Origin of the sequence: Arsukibacterium indicum (assembly GCF_019100565.1) — a bacterium.
Classification (GTDB): domain Bacteria; phylum Pseudomonadota; class Gammaproteobacteria; order Enterobacterales; family Alteromonadaceae; genus Alishewanella; species Alishewanella indicum.
Genome location: NZ_JAHRID010000005.1, coordinates 1 through 19,192 on the forward strand (window position 1 = coordinate 1; position 19,192 = coordinate 19,192).

General features: G+C 49.2%; 18 protein-coding genes. 17 read left to right on the top strand and 1 reads right to left on the bottom strand.

All coding sequences use genetic code 11. The features are described from left to right. Positions 1-109: 109 nt before the first annotated feature. From KQY15_RS11265 to KQY15_RS11320, 12 genes are all read left to right on the top strand, one after another. Positions 110-511 (top strand): GFA family protein, encoded by a 402-nt coding sequence (locus tag KQY15_RS11265; RefSeq protein ID WP_217669307.1) that lies wholly within the window; start codon positions 110-112, stop codon positions 509-511. A 480-nt stretch (positions 512-991) separates the two neighbouring features. Further along, positions 992-2,089 carry a serine hydrolase domain-containing protein gene (locus tag KQY15_RS11270; RefSeq protein WP_217669308.1) on the top strand — a complete coding sequence of 366 codons (1,098 nt, stop codon included), beginning with the start codon at positions 992-994 and terminating at the stop codon, positions 2,087-2,089. Between the two features lie 311 nt (positions 2,090-2,400). Continuing rightward, positions 2,401-2,757: a VOC family protein gene (locus KQY15_RS11275; protein ID WP_217669309.1), complete on the top strand. Its 357-nt coding sequence runs from the start codon at positions 2,401-2,403 to the stop codon at positions 2,755-2,757. Positions 2,758-2,891: 134 nt separating this feature from the next. Next, positions 2,892-3,350, top strand: a complete 459-nt coding sequence (locus tag KQY15_RS11280) for a GNAT family N-acetyltransferase (protein ID WP_217669310.1) — start codon at positions 2,892-2,894, stop codon at positions 3,348-3,350. Between the two features lie 162 nt (positions 3,351-3,512). Next, the gene (locus KQY15_RS11285) at positions 3,513-3,725 is read left to right on the top strand and encodes a glycine zipper domain-containing protein (RefSeq protein ID WP_217669311.1); all 213 of its coding nucleotides are present in this window, start codon (positions 3,513-3,515) and stop codon (positions 3,723-3,725) included. A gap of 102 nt (positions 3,726-3,827) precedes the next feature. Beyond that, entirely contained in the window at positions 3,828-4,226 is a 399-nt protein-coding gene (locus tag KQY15_RS11290) for a thiol-disulfide oxidoreductase DCC family protein (RefSeq protein ID WP_217669312.1), read from the top strand. After that, positions 4,223-4,696, top strand: a complete 474-nt coding sequence (locus KQY15_RS11295; RefSeq protein ID WP_217669313.1) for a GNAT family N-acetyltransferase — start codon at positions 4,223-4,225, stop codon at positions 4,694-4,696. Before KQY15_RS11290 ends, KQY15_RS11295 begins: the two co-directional genes overlap by 4 nt. Before the next feature lie 182 nt (positions 4,697-4,878). After that, the gene (locus KQY15_RS11300) at positions 4,879-5,256 is read left to right on the top strand and encodes a hypothetical protein (RefSeq protein WP_217669314.1); all 378 of its coding nucleotides are present in this window, start codon (positions 4,879-4,881) and stop codon (positions 5,254-5,256) included. A gap of 104 nt (positions 5,257-5,360) precedes the next feature. Beyond that, entirely contained in the window at positions 5,361-6,146 is a 786-nt protein-coding gene (locus tag KQY15_RS11305; protein ID WP_217669315.1) for an ABC transporter ATP-binding protein, read from the top strand. Further along, positions 6,143-7,129 carry a FecCD family ABC transporter permease gene (locus KQY15_RS11310; RefSeq protein ID WP_217669316.1) on the top strand — a complete coding sequence of 329 codons (987 nt, stop codon included), beginning with the start codon at positions 6,143-6,145 and terminating at the stop codon, positions 7,127-7,129. The genes KQY15_RS11305 and KQY15_RS11310 overlap by 4 nt, the downstream gene beginning before the upstream one ends. Before the next feature lie 61 nt (positions 7,130-7,190). Beyond that, positions 7,191-7,826, top strand: coding sequence for a cob(I)yrinic acid a,c-diamide adenosyltransferase (gene cobO / locus KQY15_RS11315; protein WP_217669759.1), 636 nt, complete (start codon positions 7,191-7,193; stop codon positions 7,824-7,826). 14 nt (positions 7,827-7,840) lie between these two features. Beyond that, positions 7,841-8,695, top strand: coding sequence for a cobalamin-binding protein (locus KQY15_RS11320; RefSeq protein WP_254795668.1), 855 nt, complete (start codon positions 7,841-7,843; stop codon positions 8,693-8,695). On the opposite strand, the gene KQY15_RS11325 is transcribed toward KQY15_RS11320, so the two are convergent. Then, positions 8,692-10,746 (bottom strand): serine/threonine-protein kinase, encoded by a 2,055-nt coding sequence (locus tag KQY15_RS11325; RefSeq protein WP_217669317.1) that lies wholly within the window; start codon positions 10,744-10,746, stop codon positions 8,692-8,694. The genes KQY15_RS11320 and KQY15_RS11325 overlap by 4 nt on opposite strands. Positions 10,747-11,091: 345 nt before the next feature. On the opposite strand from KQY15_RS11325, the gene tagH reads away from it, so the two are divergent. The 5 genes from tagH to tssM are packed head-to-tail and all read left to right on the top strand — an operon-like array spanning position 11,092 to position 19,182. Then, positions 11,092-12,387: a type VI secretion system-associated FHA domain protein TagH gene (gene tagH / locus KQY15_RS11330; RefSeq protein ID WP_217669318.1), complete on the top strand. Its 1,296-nt coding sequence runs from the start codon at positions 11,092-11,094 to the stop codon at positions 12,385-12,387. Positions 12,388-12,409: 22 nt separating this feature from the next. After that, positions 12,410-12,895 carry a type VI secretion system lipoprotein TssJ gene (gene tssJ / locus KQY15_RS11335; RefSeq protein WP_217669319.1) on the top strand — a complete coding sequence of 162 codons (486 nt, stop codon included), beginning with the start codon at positions 12,410-12,412 and terminating at the stop codon, positions 12,893-12,895. 28 nt (positions 12,896-12,923) lie between these two features. Further along, the gene (gene tssK, locus KQY15_RS11340) at positions 12,924-14,252 is read left to right on the top strand and encodes a type VI secretion system baseplate subunit TssK (protein WP_217669320.1); all 1,329 of its coding nucleotides are present in this window, start codon (positions 12,924-12,926) and stop codon (positions 14,250-14,252) included. Positions 14,253-14,271: 19 nt separating this feature from the next. After that, the gene (gene tssL / locus KQY15_RS11345; RefSeq protein WP_217669321.1) at positions 14,272-15,621 is read left to right on the top strand and encodes a type VI secretion system protein TssL, long form; all 1,350 of its coding nucleotides are present in this window, start codon (positions 14,272-14,274) and stop codon (positions 15,619-15,621) included. A 21-nt stretch (positions 15,622-15,642) separates the two neighbouring features. Continuing rightward, positions 15,643-19,182: a type VI secretion system membrane subunit TssM gene (gene tssM, locus KQY15_RS11350; RefSeq protein ID WP_217669322.1), complete on the top strand. Its 3,540-nt coding sequence runs from the start codon at positions 15,643-15,645 to the stop codon at positions 19,180-19,182. The last annotated feature ends 10 nt before the right edge of the window (positions 19,183-19,192 follow it).

The window sequence follows — 19,192 nt, forward strand, 5'->3', positions numbered from 1 at the left end:
ACAGTATGGCTCTGGTTGCAAAACTAACCCACGAACTCGGAGGTCAGCACCTCTTGGGGAGTCATTATGTCTATGTGTGCGCAAACTACAGACAACAGACGGAGACTTGATGACTGATTATTATGGTACTTGTCTGTGTGGCAATGCAAAATTTGAAGTGCAAGGGACGTTCGACGGTTTTTACCTGTGTCATTGTCAGCATTGCCAAAAGGATACAGGGTCTGCTCATGCGGCTAATTTATTTTTGAAGTCAGCTAAGTTGTCCTGGTTGGCAGGCTCAGAGTCTGTGACTACCTTCACGCTTCCAGGCACCCGCCACACGAAAAGTTTTTGCAAGTTCTGCGGTTCAGCATTGCCTAACATTCATGAAGGCGGTTTGCTTCTCGTTCCCGCAGGGTGTCTGGATACGGCAGTCTCTATGTCACCAACAGCTCACATCTTTACGTCTAGCAAAGCTGTTTGGGATAAAGATTTAGATGATGTACCAGAATTCGATAAGCTGCCAGAGTGAACGGCTATTACATAAAAATCCGTGTTAGTTCGCACCTCCCGGCGCCGGACTCGCTGCGCTGGCCAATTAACTTGGGCGTTAACTGTCTGAGTAAATCGCAACGTGCTTAAAAATCTGGCATTAATAGAGATTTTACTTTCAACAGCTTTTGCAGCGTTGGTTGTATGGTCTGTGTCAGGAGTTTGCTATGGAAGGTATGTCGATATTAACTGTGAGAATTTGTTCATTCTCGGAGTAAATATCTTCGCTCCACTGTCTCTGCTTTTGTTTGTTGGCTCAATTTGGTCTTTAATTAGAAAAACGTGGGTTCCTCAGTATTTTTTGGTTTTTAGTTGCGTAGTGAAGATCATCTACTGGTTGGTACACGCTCTGTAAAACAAGGTATAACAAACCCAAACAATATGCTGCGGCTCGACGGGCTTTCGCGTGACGCCCAATGCTATGCACAGGGAGTAAGCACTTATGAGGATGAACACACCTATGTGGATGCCGGTCGGCATATCCATTCTATTATTGGTATTCGCTGGTTGCAGGGATACCGCATCACCCCGGGACCCGCGTATTGCCAAAGCAGAATCGATCGCCAGAGAGTACGCGACGACCGGGAAATGGCATGGTGGCTTGCTAGTCGCTGACGGCAAGACGGTGCTTTTCCGGGGGGCGGTGGGCCAGGCGGACCGTGATGCTGGGCTGTCGAACACAGCAAAAATGCCCTTTGACCTATTCTCCGTCTCGAAGCCGTTTACTGCGATCATTGTGCTGCAACTCGTGGAGTCAGGTCAGCTCAATCTCAACGGCAGCATCGCCGACTATCTGCCGGATTACCAAGGACCAGGGGCAGCGAAAATCTTGATCCATCACCTTCTGAGCCATACCGCAGGTGTGCCCGACTATGTCTCTGTCATCCCAAACTATTGGGACAATCTCCCCAATCTCCAGCGTGACAGTGTACTTAGAATAGTCTCTGAGCAACCCCTGGAGTATGCTCCCGGAACGGGATTTGGCTATTCGAACACGGGCTACATTCTGCTGGCGAAAATCATAGAGGAGGTTACCGGGCGCTCATTTGAGGAGGCTTTGCACTCTCGCGTATTCGAACCTCTTGGCATGCGCGAGACACACTGGGCGTCAATTCCGGCCAAGGCTGGGGGTGTTGCCATTCGCTATCGGGGTGAGCAGCCAGCTCCGATTGAACGTATTCAAAAAGGGGAGGCGGGGATTGTCAGCACGCTTGATGACATGTTGCTCTTCGCACGGGCACTGGGGTCTGATTTGCTTCTCTCACAAGCTTCCTGGAACCTCGTTTTCACCCCGCACGGTGACCCTTCGCTTGCTCAGCGGTTTCACCCGGCGCACGGTGCACCCTACGGTTATGGCTTTAGCCTTCCCGTTCTGGAGCTTGAAGATGGGCGCCGGGTTCGCGTCGCGGAGCATGGCGGTGCGGGATCCGGAGGGAGCGCGATGTTCCAACGGATAATTGACGCGGATGGTGTTGTAATATTGTGGAACAACGTCGAGGAGGCCATTCCTTACATGCCGGAGATGTTGCTCCTGGTCGCTACTCCGGCTGTTGAGTAGTGGCAAGAACTGGCGCCTCCCAACAAAAAAGCATGCTGCGGACTTTCTGCCAACCGCCGCTGACGCAGACTGTTAAAAGCGAATGGAGTTATCATTGAGCATCAGGTGCGAATGATAGTGTTTTGTATGCGGCGCTGAAAAATAGCTTTATTCAAAAGCACGAAAAATTGGCGATATCAGCCCGGCTGGGTTTGAACGCCAATTTGCATAGCCGAGTGTCGACTATTAATAGGTAAGAACAATATTTTGCTGTTACATTGTTTGTTTTATCTGCATTATTTCAATCCACAGTTCACGGCAAGGAAAAGCATATGTCTGGGCCAGCACAAAATGGTGTTGTTATTTACTCTGGTGATTTGAGCAACTTATCAGCGTTTTATGAAAAACTTTTCGGCATGCGGGTTGTTCGTAAAACCAATGATTTTATCAGCCTGGAAACAGATGGTTTTAACTTAATTATTCATGTTCCGCCGTTCGATATGCCGGAGAAAACATTCAGCCCCATTAAGCTTTTCCTGACGGTAGATGATATGGCTATGTCGCGTGAGGAGGCTGTTAAATTAGGTGGTAAAGCATTCGAGGGTGAGTGGAGCAATCCAGTATTTAAAGTATCAAACATCGCAGATCGTGATGGTAACCACATTCAACTTCGTCAATTTAATAAATGATAAAAAGTATGTTGTTGGCAGTAGTAATGGTTAAAGCACATAACAATTTGCTGTTGTCGCCGCTATCGCGGCTGGGACTGCCTACGCTGCGCTACGGCAGCCCCAAAACTTCGCGTTATGCCTTTAGTTGAGCTATGAGCATTAAAATAGAAATTGGCAGTGCTGCGAATATTGCAGCCCTTAGCAAACAGATACCTGAGTTTGAGCAATCAACAACTCTTGAGCGATTACAGAGCAGGCTTGATGGAGTAGTTGGTTTAATTCTGGTAGCAAAGTATGAAGGGAAGCTTGTTGGCTATAAAGTTGGTTATCAATTAACTGAAGATACTTTTTATAGTTGGCTGGGTGGAGTTATTCCTGAGTATAGAAAACAAGGTGTTGCTACATTGCTGCTGAACTATCAGGAAGAATGGGCTCGCAATTTAGGTTACAAACAAATTAAGGTTAAATCCATGAATCGCTTTCCTGGCATGCTTATTATGCTGATATCTAACGGCTATAAAATAGTCGGTATAGATAAAAGTGCTTGTGGGTCGGAAGACAAAATAGTGTTTGTAAAAAAGCTGGCAGTTCAGGGTCAACTAACGCCTTAAACAAAGGGCTCCGGCCTTATCCCGAGACAAGTTACTAAAATTTTTTGCGGGCATAAAATTGCTTTTTTAAACTCTGGCTTAATAAGGTGTATTAGAGACTTTCAGCTGCTGGGGAGTTTTAGCAATGTTACTGAAAGCATCAAAACTTAAGGGAGTTCTGGCATGGCAGACGAATATAACGATCAGCAAAAACGTTACATTGGCGCTGGAATTTCTATCGGTGTCGCGGTCGGTATTGCTTTTGGTCTGGCGATTGGCAACCTGGCAATCGGTATTGGCCCTGGGATAGCTATCGGTGTTGCTGTTGGCATTTTAATGGCAAAGAAACAAGCTACGAAGCAAGATGGTGCGCCCCGCGATGAGGATTCAAAGTGAGCCTGTAATTTTAATGTCAATGTTAATAAGGGTTGGTGCATATTTGTTATGGATGCCAGCATGCAGGGAATAGGCTAAGGTTTGCAAAATAAAGCGGGCAATATGGATAACAGACATGTCGTGATTTTTGATGGCGAGTGCAATTTTTGCAATGGGGCGGTCAATTTCATTATTAAGCGTGACCCCGATGCTCAGTTTGTATTTACCCCCATGCAAAGTAAGCATGCGGAACAAATTATGCAGCGATACGGCGTTAGCAGCAGTGATCCGGACACTTTAATACTGTTGAAACATGGCAAAATTTACATTCTGTCAGATGCGGCCCTGGAAATTGCAAAAGATCTTCGTGGCTACTGGTACCTGTTTAATGTGTTTAAAGTAGTACCCAAATCGTTTCGTGATTGGTGTTACCGGCTGTTTGCCCGCAACCGCTACAAAATGTTTGGCAAAGCCAACAGTTGCAGAGTACCGGCAGAGGCTGAAAAAGATCGTTTTTTATGAATATTGAGCAAGCTACTATCGTAGATCTGGCGGAAGTAATAACCTGGTTAAGCAATGCAGATGAGAGCCGGACCTGGGCCGGACCAAGGGTAACTTATCCGCTGCAGCCAGCACAACTTGCTGCTGAAATTATGTTTTGTCAGGATAACAGTTATTGCTTAAAGCACGATAACGGCCTTGCCGGTTTTGGCCAGCTTATTAAAATTAATGAAGATTGCTATCATCTGGCCCGCATCATCACTAACCCCCAATGCCGGGGGCAGGGTGTGGCGCGGCAACTTTGCAGCCAGCTGATTAATCTGGCCTGGCAGCGTGGTGCAGACATACTTAGCCTGAATGTATACCGGCATAATCAGGCAGCTATTGCGATTTACCAAAGCCTGGGGTTTAAAGAACAGATTGAAAAATCAGATGAGACGCTGGTGTATATGCTGCTTGGCAACGATAACACACTAACAGCTGACAATTAGCGGTTTGCTCAGAAAAGCCCAGATGCCACCGGTAAGCCACCATACTTCATATTAAATATTTGCGTCGTGCAATGTAAAACTTACCGCCTGATTGGCGGCTTTTTTTGGTGGCAAGATTGCAAAACAATGATTTTCTGTTTAGATTGGTTAGCATAATTAGCAACAGATGGCAGGGAATAACAATGAAAAAATGGTTAGGTGCCGCAGTGGCCGCGTTGATAGTAACTGCACCGGTGCAGGCAAACACCCAGGACTACAAGCTGATAACGGTGGCGGGTTATTTAAATTTTTATCTGTTGAATATTAATGCCTGCCAGGATTTTCATCCGCAGGTGCGACAGGCTGCCTATGAGGCAGAGCAAAAACTGTATCCATGGTTAGATAAACTGCACAGCAAACTGGGTGATGGCAAACAGGTTGCTGAAATTGTGCTTAAGCGCCGGGCGATGCTGAATACCCAAATTGGTGAAGGCGATTTTACTCTTGACCATTGTCAGGCGATTGTCAAAATTTTAAACGAAGATGGCCTGGATAAAACCTTACTGGCAAATCTGGACTAAGGCCGGTATTACCGGCTATCATCGCCGCGTAGCATAATCAAACCCATTCACTGCCGGCTTTCTGCCGGCAGTGTTGTTTATTCAGGATAATTCAGGAGCGGCGTGTGCCCCCGGCGTTGTTACGACTTAATCAGGCCGCGTTAGTTATCGATGGTCAGACAATCCTTGAACCCGTTAGTTTTAGCGTTAGCAAAGGCGAGTTTATTGGTATTATCGGCCCAAACGGGGCGGGTAAAAGTAGCTTGCTAAAGCTGATTAATGGTAATCAGCCATTAACAACCGGCGATATTCTGCTTCAGCAACGTTCCCTGTCAAAACTGAGCAGCCGCCAGCGGGCTTGTCGCATTGCCAGCGTCAGCCAGGTTAGCCCACCGGTGTTTGCGTTAACGGTGTATCAGGTTGCCGCAATGGGCTTGTTACCTCACAAAGGCTGGTTTGACGTTAACAGCAGCGAAGATGAACAACATATAAAGTTGGCACTGCAGCAACTTGGCCTGGAACACAAAAGCCAGGCACTGGTTGAAACACTCTCTGGCGGCGAATTACAGCGGCTCTATCTGGCAAGGGCCTTAGTGCAGCAGGCTGAGTTGCTATTACTGGATGAACCAACTAACCATCTTGATGTGTTGTATCAGCATCAGATATTACAGCTAAGCCGGGGCCTGGGTAAAACCGTGCTTGCCTGTCTGCATGACCTTAATTTAGCTGCCCGTTACTGCGATAAAATTGCATTGCTGCACCAGGGGCAGTTACTGGCGTTTGGTTCACCGGAGCAGGTTCTGACAGCAGTACAGTTAAGCCAGGTATTTCAGCTACCCTGTGAAGTTAAACTGCACCCGGTGCATGGCAAATTACAAATTACCTTTTTTGCCAGCGGGGTGTGGGAATGAAGCAACCCTTTGTTCTGATGTTACTGCTGCTGGCATTACTTTGCAGCGGATTACTGAGCCTGACCATTGGTAGTGCCAGTTTATCAGTGGCTGATGTATGGCGCGCCTTGCTGGGTGACGCGAATAACCCGCTTGCCAGTACCATTATCTGGCAGGTGCGGTTACCGCGTTTGCTGTGTGCCATGCTCGTGGGGGCAGGGTTGGCTGTCGCCGGGGCTGTGTTGCAAAACGCCAGCCGCAATCCGCTGGCTGATCCTTACTTGTTTGGTTTAATGGCCGGAGCCGGCCTTGGGGCCAGTATCGCCAGCATAGTGTTACCTGAACATATGCTAAGTCTGGCTGTTGCTGCATTCCTTGGCTCACTTTTTGCGGTAGCACTGGTGTTTCTGGTATGTATGGGCCGGCAATGGCGGAAAATTGAAATGACGTTGCTGGCCGGGGTGGCCGTGTCGTTTATGCTCAGTGCCATTAGTAGTTTTATTTTGTACTTTGCCGAGCCTTTCGCCGCCAACAAAGTTATTTTCTGGCTGATGGGCAGCCTGAGCCGGACCAACTGGAGCAGCGTTGGCTTAATCGCGCCTGCTGTCAGTGTATTATTGCTGATAGCACTGATGCTGCGCCGCCAACTTGATGCGCTATTACTTAGCGACGAGAGTGCTCAGACGCTTGGCGTTAACCCAACCCGCTTACGTTTTATTCTGCTACTGCTAACGGCGCTGGTAACGGCCTGTATTGTAGCGCAGTGTGGCGGTATTGCATTTGTTGGCCTGATGATCCCGCATCTGGTTCGTTATTTTGTCGGGGTTACTGCCGTGCCGTTGCTGCTGGGTTGTGCAGTGTTTGGCGCAATATTTTTAGTCTGGATTGACAATCTGGCCCGTAGTGCATTGCTGAATCAGGAGATCCCGCTTGGGATCATTACCTCGGTGCTTGGCAGTGTGTTTTTCCTGGTAATTATGCGTCAGCGCAAAAGTGCCGCCTAGCATTCATTGTTAACAGCATGGCTAATAACGATATGACTGATAAAATATGACTGATAAAAATATGACTGAAAACGATAAAACTCCTAATACTGGTAGTAGTGAGCAAACCAGCCAGCAACGCCATAAGCAGCGCCAGCAAAAGTTACAGCAGCATGTGCAGCAAGGTATCGCTAAAGCGACCGCCGAGAAAGGGTTGTTACTGATTATCACTGGTAATGGCAAAGGTAAGTCTACCTCAGGCTTTGGTACCGTAGCGCGGGCCGTGGGCCATGGTTTAACGGCAGCAGTAGTGCAGTTTATTAAAGGCAGCTGGGATTGCGGTGAGCGGAATTTACTTGAGCAGCATCAGGTGGAATTTGCGGTTATGGCTACCGGTTTTACCTGGGATACCCAGGACAAAGCCGGGGATATTGCCGCGGCAGAGCAGGTATGGGCGAGGGCAGAGCAGATGCTGGCTGATCCTGCCATTGATTTAGTGTTGCTGGACGAGCTGACTTACATGGTCAGTTATCACTATATTGCGCTGGAACGTATTGTTAAAGCTTTGCAAAACCGTCCGGCGTCACAGCACGTGGTCATTACCGGTCGCTCGTGTCATCGTACCCTGATTGAGATGGCTGACACGGTTAGTGAGGTGCAGGTGGTCAAGCACGCGTTTGATGCCGGCATTAAGGCACAGCGGGGGATTGATTGGTGATAAAGCATGGGCTTATGTCTGCCATATTGTGGCTGGTGCTGGTATGTTGTGGCAGCGCTGCCAGTGCTGCCAGTACAACTGAACCGGTACCGGCCGATAAAGCTGCTGCAATACCCCAACGGATTATTGCCCTGGCACCGCATATTACCGAAATGCTGTACGCAGTTGGTGCCGGTGAGCGGTTGGTTGGAGTAAGTGCGTACAGCGATTACCCGGCCGCGGCCCGGGAATTACCTGAAGTTGCCAATTATGCCGGGGTAAATCTCGAGGCTATTTTAGCACTGCAACCCGACTTAGTGATTGCCTGGAAAACAGGTAATGTTGCTGCTGATGTCAGCCGCTTACAACAGTTCGGCATCAACGTCGCGTTCTCTGATCCGCTGCTGATATCTGATATTGCCGCTGAGTTACGTCATTTAGGTCAGCTGACTGGCAATCAACAACAGGCCAATACTCTGGCCAGCCAGTTTGAGCAGCAATTAGCGGCAATTCGTAAGGCATATAAAGATAAACCCCGCTTAAAAGTGTTTTTCAGTATGGGTACTGAACCATTAACGTCGGTGGCTAATCAGGCATGGCCGGCACAAGCAATGAGTCTTTGCGCGGCAGATAATATTATTGCCGGTGCGAAAGGCGATTACCCGCAACCAGGGTTAGAGCAGGTATTGCAGGCTCAGCCTGAGGTTATTATTCAGGCAACGGCGGGGGCCAGGCCTGCCGATAACCGTTTCTGGCAACAGTACCCGGTGCTGCCTGCCGTTGCCAGCAATCAGTTTGTAACGGTTGACGCCGACTTACTTTACCGCACCAGCCCCCGCACCATCCAGGGGATTGAACAGCTATGTCAGGCGCTGGATCGGTTTCGCTAGCTGTTAATACTGCTCATCAGGGTGTTTGCTCTGCGCATAAGTCGTTCAGCACTGCGTACCTGATTGGTTTTTAACAATTCACCTGACAGGGTAAGGTACTTGTCTGCCAGTTGCCGCTTTAAACCAACCAGTAAACTGAAATCAGCCGGCAACTGGCTGCTGTATAGCTGATACTGCTGATAAATAGTATCGGTATCACGCGCTGACCGGCTGCTGGTTAACTCTTCGCTCAGACGATCAAAGGTTTGCTGATAAAACACCGCCGCCTCCTGATGGGGGAAGGGCAGTGGTACGTCAGTTTCTTTCGCCGCATGATAAGCCGCCATGGCCTCAACCGCTGCCTGCAGTTGTTCACCGTGGGCCAATAGGTCCTGCAGTTGTCCGCTGTTAGCAAAAAATTGTTTGCCGGCTTTAATCAGTGCCTTTAAAGCCGGCGCATCGTGTTCCCTGCTTGCATCGGCAAAGGCACTTTGGTAGGCGGCAATTTCAGCGTCATCCGGCACTATGGTATAGCGTTGATCTATGCGGTTGATATCTTCCAGGATATTATAAATATCAGTCTCTTCAGTATTAACCTGATATTGCTGATTAACGAGCAGGCTATTAAGCTGATTACGCAGCACATCCAGCGCTGTTTGCTTACTGCGGTTCATGCTGCTGGCGATATCTGCCAGATACCGTGAATCCGGATACAGACTTTGCGCCTGCGCCAGCAATTGTTCAATTTGGGGGTAATCGGGGTAATTATGCCGCCGGTCGCTGATCACACTGTCAATTTGCTGTTCAAAATAGGCCAGTAGCTTGTCAGACTGTAATCGTAGCAAACCAGAGCGTACCAGCGGCTCAGCAGTTTCCAGGCGGCCATAAGCCTGTAAAAACTCAGCGGCATCGCTGTCAGCCAGTTGCAAATAATGCTGTTGCTGTTGTTGTTGTTGCTGCTGAAGTTGCTGCATTGCCAGCAATTGTTGCTGTTGCTGATTATGCAGCTGCCATAGTCCGGTTGCTGCCAGTACACCAATGCAAGCCGCCGTTGCAGCCGGCCAGTAGCGGCGGTTCAGAGCGCGTAACAGCTGATCAATGGTGGTGTTACGTGCGGAGCTTTCAAACTGCAGTGCGCGTTTTAGTGCCAGCCATTGTAACAGGTTCAGGTGCGCAGGTTTAGCTGGCTGCTTTTGTTGCTTAGCCGCTTTATCGGCCGGGATCCGCTCAAACGGATGCTTACTAGTCAGCAATTCGTAGCTGATACAGCCAAATGAGAAGGTATCATCGCTAACCGACGGGGTTTTACCCCCCAGTAAATCGGTGCTGGCATAGGCCGGGGTGTAACCACTGACGGCCGCAGCCGGGTTATGTTGCTCTGCAGCATAAATATCATGATTAAGCTGCAGGGTATGCGCCACGCCAAAATCGAGCACCTTTAACTGACCACTACGGTTAACCATAATATTGGCTGGTTTTAAATCAGCATGGACAATGCCTTTGCTATGGGCAAAGCACAGGGCTGCACCAAGCTGATCAAGCAATTTAACAGCGGCTGTCAGTGGTAAACCTTTCGGTTTGTAACGTTTGATAACCTGATCCAGGCTTTCACCGTCCAGATATTCCATAACGATAAAATAGCAGTCCTGTGAACAGTCAACATCAAATACCCTGACAATATTCGGATGCGATAACTGCTGGGTCCGGTGAGCTTCCTGCAGCAATAACTGTAGTGCTTCTGGCTGACTGACAAACTGTGGTTGCAGCACTTTAATCGCAACCTGATTTTCAGTAACCCCTGCCTCGGCTAAAAAAGTATCCCGTGCCCGGTAAATGTCGCTCATGCCACCGGAACCAATTTTTGATTCCAGCAAATAACGTTGCTTAATGGTTTTACCGCTTAAATCGCTGGCTGGCGCGCTGGCAGGCTGATTTGGTCTGGCAAATCGGGTTTTTTCATTATCGTCAGCGACCTGCGTTGCCGTGTTATCTGGAGTGCCCGCTTTAGTAATATCGTTATCAGCTGCTGCGATATTATCTGGAGGTGTCGTTTTATCGGCGTTATCAGACATCTTTAGGGTTACCTTGTTATTTATTCTGCTGTTTTATTCATCCATGCACAGCGGTGTACTGAATGTATGTTGCTGTAAGTGGCTCAGCGTTAACAAATGAGTGACAATAATTCTTTTTGCAATAATATTGTGAGGTAAATTCTGGGCGGTTAACGACTAACCGGCCAGAACGCACTCACTAAAGCTTCGCTATTTTAGCTTTAGATGAAAAAACATCAAGCTAAATTGCAAATATGTAAATAAGATATATATTGACCTGATTCTTTTTAGGCGCTAATCTTTGCCGCTGCATATTTTAGTAAATTAAATGTAGTCAACTAATGCAATGCTGGCAGGGAGTGTTAAGTGAGTCAGACGGATATGTTACTGGAACTGTCGGTGTTAAGTTATCACCGTTTATCACCTCGCCAGGTAGCGTTAAAACGATTTGATGCTAATGGCGGCACCCTTGGCCGTGCTGAGCATGCCGACTGGCACTTACCGGATCCGGAGCGGGTGGTATCTGGTATTCATGGCCAGATCAGTTTTAACGACGCAGGTTTCTGGATCACCGACAGTTCAACTAATGGCCTGTTTGTTAATCGTTCGGTAACGCCGTTGGGCAACGGGAACAAAGTCCAACTCGCTGATGGCGATTTAATTTGTCTGGGCGACTATGAAATAAAGGTAGCCATTATTAATCCGTCAGCTCAAAGTGCTATGGCTTTTTCAACAAGCCCGGCAGCGAAAGAGGCAGGCCAGGGCCTGGCGGTCAGTGATTTTGACTTTGACGGCCTGTCATCATCGGCCGGTGTCGCGTCAGGGGTGGCTCAGGGGGCGGAAAGCGAGAGTCTGACCGCTGCCACACTGGTCAGCAAGGGGGAAAACGTGCTGGCAAATAATGATATGCTTAGCGAAAGTTTTACTCCGCCACACAGCCTTATTCCCGATGACTGGCAACCCCAGTGGCAGCAACAAACCTTGCCTGATGAGCCAATTAAGCTGGCCGCAGCGCAACAGCAAACTGTTAATACCGGCAGTTCTGATGAGGCAATGTCCCGCTCACAACCCGACGCTGCGCAGCAGTGTTTACAGGCATTTCTCCGTGCCCTTAATGTGCCTGCTGTGCCAGAGCAGTATTTGAATAATCCCGCCTGGTGGCAACAGCTGGGCGAAGCATTGCAAGCCTCGTTACAGGGCATTATTGAGGTAATGCGCTCCCGCTCTGAGCTGAAAAGCAGCTTACGGGTGAACCAGACAACCTTTCAGCAACGCGAAAATAACCCACTGAAGTTTTCCGCCTCAGTGAGCGAAGCATTTCATAATTTATTTAACCACAACGCCAGTAGTTTTATGGGGCCACGGCAGGCTGTTAGCGCTGCGTTCGCCGATATCAGCCAGCATGAAGCAGCAATTGTGGCCGGTGCCGCTGGCGCTATGCAGGGGTTGCTGGCCCAACTGACGCCGGCAATGGTTGAGCAGCGCGATTTTGGTGGCAGCTTTATTGATAAAGTTAACCCGGCGCAACGCTATAACCGCTACTGGAGTTTATATCAGGCCTTACATCAGGAATTGCTGGCTGAAGTAGGCCGTACGGCCAAAGGCGGGGTAAATGATGATTTTATCCGGGCTTATGAAGCGTATTTAACAAATCAAAAATGACAGATTAATGGAGTTGTCACATATGAAACGGATCTATCTGCTGATGTTCGCTTTGATAGCAATGAGCTTAGTAACAGGGTGTCAGGCTGTCTATTCTACTTTCCCACCTTCCACCACATTGCACTTCAGGGTGGCTGAGGATATTAACCCTGATGCTGATGAGCGGCCATCGCCCGTTATTATCAAAGTGTATGAACTGGCGTCAAAGACGGTATTTGAGAATCAGGATTTTTTTGCGTTGTACGATAACCCGGAACAAACCCTGCGTACCGATCTGCTCAAAATTGATGAGCTGGTATTTGAACCCGGCCAGCGTAATGAATACAAAATGGCTTTGTTGCCGACAACCAAAGCCGTGGCAGTCATCGCTGCTTATCGTGATATCGAAGGCGCACGCTGGCGGGCAGTGGTTGATGTAAAACCAACCGGCTATGACGACTTTTATGTCTATGTTGATAAGTTAGCAGTGTATATCCGTGAACACGATTTAGAGCGGCCAGCCCGCTGATTGCGGCGTTACCCGGAGTAATAATTTAATGAGTGAATTTAGTAAAATTGCCTGGTCAGAGGGCATGTTTTTACGGCCGCAGCATTTTCAGCAACAAGAACGCCATCTGCATTACACAGATCAAAGCCGGCAGGCTCAGCTAGCACCTTTTTGCTGGGGTGTGTATGACTACCAACTGGACAGTCAGTGTCTTAAGTTTAGTCAGTTTGGTTTAACCAGGTTAAAAGGCATTTTAGCTGACGGAACCTTGCTGGAACTGCCGGATGTAGAGCCATTACCTGCGCCGTTGAGTATTGCAAAGGGGTGCCGGGATCAGCAGATATTTTTATGTCTGGCTATCGATAAGGCGAACGGTTTGAATATTGCCGATCAGCAAAGTCAGCAAATTACCCGCTTTCAGTTCGCTGATCATAGCCTCACTGATAACAGCTTAGCCGAAGCAACGGTTGAAACCTTGCAATTAGCCCGATTGCGGCTGTTGCTGAAGCTGGAAAGTGACGACAGAAGTGGCTTTGTTGGTTTGCCGATTGCCAGAGTAAGAGAAGTGACCGATCAGGGGGAAGTAAAGCTCGATGACAAGTTTATTCCGCCGTTGCTTAACGTTCAGCGTAATTCAAGCTTAAAAGCCCTGATTAATGAAACGCTCGGCATGCTTAATCAACGGGCACAGGCACTGAGCGGACGAATTGGTAAAGGTCAGGGCAATAGCAGCTCTATCGCCGATTTTTTGATGCTGCAGGTACTTAATAGGTATGAGCCGGTGTTAAAACACTGGCAGCAAATGGATGGCAGCAACCCACTGGCTATGTATCAGCTGATGGTGTCGATGCTGGGAGAACTGGCAACCTTTACCAGCAAAGACAAACGGCCTCCTGAATTTCCTGCTTACATCCATGACGATTTGACCATGGTATTCGGAAACTTAGCGGTGATTATGAACCAGACGCTGAGTGTAGTGCTGGAGCAAACCGCGCAAGCCCTGCCATTAGAGCAGGCAAAGTTCGGCATACTGGTATCACCGCTAACCGACAAAACGTTATTGGATCATGCCCAGTTTGTGCTGGCAGTAAGCGCTGATGTGCCGGCGGAAGATATTCGGAAACATTTACCAGCCAGACTGAAAATTGGTCCGGTTGAGCATATTCGTGAGCTGGTAAATAACCAATTACCAGGTATTGCGGTTACCGGGTTGCCGGTGGCACCACGCCAGGTACCGTACCATGCCGGATATCATTACTTTCAGCTGGATAAAAGCAGTATTTACTGGCAAAGGCTGGCTAACAGTGGCGCACTGGCTTTGCATTTGTCCGGTAATTACCCCGGGTTAAAGCTGGAGCTCTGGGCGATTAAGGCCTGATTAACAGGGAAAGTTGGCAATGTCAGATCAAACCATTATGAAACCGCGGCCGGGCGGTCGCAGCAGCCAGGCAGCAGCCGCTGCTACTATAAAGCCAGAATCTGTGGCAGCTGGGCCAGATATTATCGCCGGCGGTGCCGGCACAGATAATGATAAAACCCGGATTGCTACCGGCAATAGGGCCACAACAGCCGGTCCGGCTGTGCAAAGTTTATCTGTCAGCGATAATGTGCTGGTTGACGAAGCTGCAATGCTTTTCTCTCTGGTGGCACCCATTCGCAGTACGGCCAGCCATAACGATGTAAATGGTCTTAAAAAACAGTGTGTTAACTTAATTAATCAGTACGAGCAGCGCCTGCGGGCCCGGGCAGTAGTACCTGAAGTCATTGAGCAGGCCCGCTATACCCTTTGTTGCTTTATTGATGAAATTGTTCTCAATACCAGCTGGGGAGGCAACAGTGAGTGGGCCACTGAGAGTCTGTTGTCGACATTCCACAATGAAACCTTTGGCGGTGAGTACTTTTTCACCCTGTTAGAAAACGCTATTGAACACCCGGCCCAAAATCTGATGCTACTGGAATTGCAGTACTTGTGTCTGGCGTTTGGCTTCGTTGGCAAAATGCGGGTGGCAGACCGCGGCTATGAAAAACTGGAACTGATTAAAGACCGTGCCTACAAAGCGATCCGCAGTCAGCGTAAAGAGCCGCCCCGTGAGCTTTCGCCCAGCTGGCGCAGCGATGTTGAGCAATCTGGTGCGTTGGAGCACAGGTTACCTTTATGGGTATTGTGCTCAGTTGTTGCGGCACTATTGCTTGGCGTTTATATGTATCTTAATTATCAAGTTAATGATTATTCTGATCAGGTTCATCGCCAGCTCAATACCCTGGTTAACTGGCAACCTGAAGCAGAATCGGGCGTTAACGGTCAGTCTCAGCTGGATGCAGTGCGCTTACAACAATTACTGCAGACAGAAATACGCCGTGACATGCTGCAGGTTATTACTTTACCTGATCGGGTCAGGATCCGGGTTGGCCTGCATCATTTGTTTACCCCTGGCAGCGTGACAATTAACGAAAGCTTTGTACCCGTTATTACCAAAATTGCCCGCGCGCTGGAAGGTGCCGATGGCCGGATCCTGGTTAGTGGCTATACCGACGACCTGCCAATATTCACCAGTAAATACCCGTCAAACTGGCATTTATCGCTGGCCAGAGCAAATGCAATGGCCGATGCCCTTGCCGCTGGCGGCCAGTTGCATGGCCGGCTTTGGCCGGAAGGACGGGGAGAGGCCGATCCGATAGCGCCAAATGATACGGCTGAAAACCGGGCATTAAACCGGCGTGTTGAAATAGATTTGTTAGCGCAATAGCAAACAGCAAGGAGCAGATGTATGAAATTTAAAGGATTTTTTCTCTCATTGCGTCGCACTCTGACCGCGGGCTGGGTTATTACCCTATTGGGTTTAACCGCGCTGGCACTGCTGATTTGGTTTGGTGGCCCGCTGGTTGCTATTGCCGGTGTTGAGCCACTTGCCAGCACAACAGCCAGGCTGGTTACGCTACTGGTAATTGCGATTATCTGGGGAGCCAGCCACTATATCCGGGGCTTACGCCAAAACCGCTCTAATAAGCAAGCAGTTGATACCTTGCTAAATGGTGATGAGCAGCAGCACGATGCAATGGCAAAACGGGATATTGAAATTCTGCGTAACCGGATGCAAAAAGCGCTGGATATTTTAAAGCATGCCCGCTTTAGCAAAGCCCGTGATATTTATCAGCTACCCTGGTATATGTTGATTGGCCCGCCGGGTTCAGGGAAAACCACCGCTTTGCAGCAGTCCGGGCTGGAATTTCCCCTGAAAGAACAAATGGGTGTTGACGCAATAGAAGGTATCGGCGGTACCCGTCAGTGCGACTGGTGGTTCACTAATCAGGCCGTTCTTATCGATACCGCAGGACGCTATACCACGCAGGACAGTCATGCTCAGCAGGATGCGACTGCCTGGCAGGGCTTCCTCGGCTTATTGCGCAAGCACCGGCCACGCCGGCCAATAAACGGCGTGGTGGTTTTTGTCAGCCTGGCGGATTTACTGAACCAGACCCGCACCGAACGCAACCTGCATGCCAGGGCCATTAAACAACGGGTGCAGGAGCTGCAAAACCAGCTTGGCATGAGTTTTCCGGTTTATGTAATGTTTACAAAGGCCGATTTGATCGCAGGTTTTTCTGAGTTTTTTGATGATTTGGCGCCGGAAGACAGAGAGCAGGTATGGGGTACAACCTTTGCGTTGGAGCCGGAAGACGACGAAAAAGGCGTGGTTGCCCAGTTTAATAAAGCATTCCATGCCATGGTTAATCGCTTGCATCAGCGGCTGTACAGCCGGTTGCAAACCGAGCGGGAGCAGTCCAGCCGCGCCGCGATTTACGAGTTTCCCCGGCAGCTGCGGCTGTTACAAAGTGCCGCAGATGATTTTTTAAAAGAAATATTTGCGCCTAATCCTTTTGAAAAGGCGACCATGCTGCGTGGGGTTTATATTGCCAGTGCCACGCAGCAAGGGCAACCAATCGACCGGGTTATGGCTCAGTTGGGCGGCAGTTTCGGCCTGGCTGAACCACCCCTGCGCCGACATACCGGTGAAGGCAAAAGTTTTTTCCTGAAACGTTTTTTTGAACAAATCGTTATTCCTGAGCGCGAGCTGGCCTCGGTTAATCTGCAACATAAAAATAAGCACCGATGGATCAGGCACGGCACGCTGGCCGCGACTGCTGTCGCCTCGGTATGGTTACTCAGTGCCTGGACCTCAAGCTATAACTGGAACCGGCAACTGGTTGACGAGGTAGCGTTATCATTGGAGCAGTATCAGCGTCTGGAGCAGGAGCAGGCAGAGCAGTCGATGCTGCAACTAAATGAAAAGCTTAATGTGTTGCGTGATATGCCCGCCGGCTATGCCGGTTTGTTACCGGTTGACGGTCCGAAGAATCTGGGGCTGTATCAGGGTGATAAACTGGGGCAGTCGGCCAGGACCGCTTATCAACGTGCGCTATATGCTGATTTTGTACCATTTTTATTGCAAAGTCTTACCGCTGAAATGCAGCAGCATGCCGATCACCGTGACTATTTATATGAAACCCTGAAAACCTATCTGATGATATTCCAGCCGCAGCGTTATCAGCCAGAGCAGCTGCAAGTCTGGTTTACGCAATATACCGAACGGATGTTGCCCTCAGACATTAACCAACCACTGCGTGTGTCATTGCAAAGCCATCTTGATGCGTTACTGCAGGGTGGAATACAGGGTGCCCGCTATGATGAGACCGTGGTAGCTGCCAGCCGGGATTTACTGATGACGGTGCCGTTAGCCGAACGCGCGTATCAGCGCATTCGCACAGAACTGATGGATAGTCATATTCCGGATTTCAGGTTATCTGATGTGCTGGCAACCGACAGTGTTACGTTATTCAGCCGACGCAGTGGTAAGCCGCTACGGCAAGGGATCCCGGGTTTGTATACTTATCAGGGGTTTCATGGCGTATTTAATATTGAAAAACGCCGGATAATTCGCCAGCTCATGGCCGATAGCTGGGTGTATGGCGAAGATGAAAATGTCGATGAGCATAGTAATTCTGATTTGTCAGCTCAGGTAACCATGCGCTACATGCGTGATTACGCCCACTTATGGCAGGAGTTATTAAACGACATTGAACTGCAGGCTATTACCAATGTAGAGCAGGGGCTGGCACAAACCAAAATTCTGGCAGGACCAGAGCAACCTATTCAGAATATTATTAAGGCGGCACAGCAGAACTTGCGGCTGACTCAGTTGCCCCAATCGGCAGAACTTGATATGGCGGCAGATGTGGCCGGTAAAGTAGCGACAACCCAGTTTTCCAGTCAAACCAGCCGCCTGAACCGGGTATTGCCGGATGAAATGCCTGATGTCAGCCGTAGCTTACCGGGTAAGGAAGTGGAAGCTGCTTTCTCAGCTTTGCTGGCAATTGAGGCGGAGCAACTGGAGCAAATTGGCCAGACAACAAGACGTTATTACGAATATTTAGAGCGGCTATATGTGCCGGGTGGCCGGGCGCGGCAAGCATATGCCAATCAGCTTAACTCTGAAGAAGGCAACGAGCTGAGTGTCGCGCTGCGCCGTATACAAAGTGAAGTACCTGCGCCGTTCAGTACCTGGCTGGGAAATATTTCCGGCGACACGGCCCGTTTATTTGCCAGCGGCAGTCGGCAGCACATCAATGAAGCCTGGCAGGGTAAAGTATTATCTGAATACCGGGGCGCAATAGCAGGGCGTTATCCGTTAAACCGTAAGGCAGTTGAAGATATTAAACTGCGTGATTTTGAACGCTTCTTCGGTTATGGCGGCACCCTTGACAGCTTTTTCACTGATTACCTTAGCCCATTTGTCAACACCAGCCGCACTACCTGGACCTTTAAAAAAGATATCGGCCTGGATGCTCAAGTGCTGAAAACCTTTCAGCGTGCCCAGCGGATCCGTAGTACTTTTTTTGAACCGGGCAGTCAGAAACTGAAAGTGGGCTTCAGTTTAAAGCCATTGTTTCTTGATCGGCATATTACCCATCTGATGCTGGATATCGATGGCCAGGAGTTGTCATACCGGCATGGCCCAACCCGCTCAAGCCAGTTCTACTGGCCGGGCGATCGCAATAAACTTAAAACCCGCTTAGTGTTTACCCCGGCCAATGCGGGCTTGTCAGCCAATGCCAGTTATGAAGGCGAGTGGTCGTGGTTCCGCTTACTGGACGAACTTACCCGGGAGCGGCCACAAACCCGCACTGATAAAGTTTTGCATCTGGCTGTACAAGGCAATAAAGCGCGACTCGAACTGATACCCGATACCGTTAATACCCCGTTCTGGAGTAATGAGCTGGAGGCCTTCTCGTGTCCGGCCAGCCTATAGCAAGCAGCCC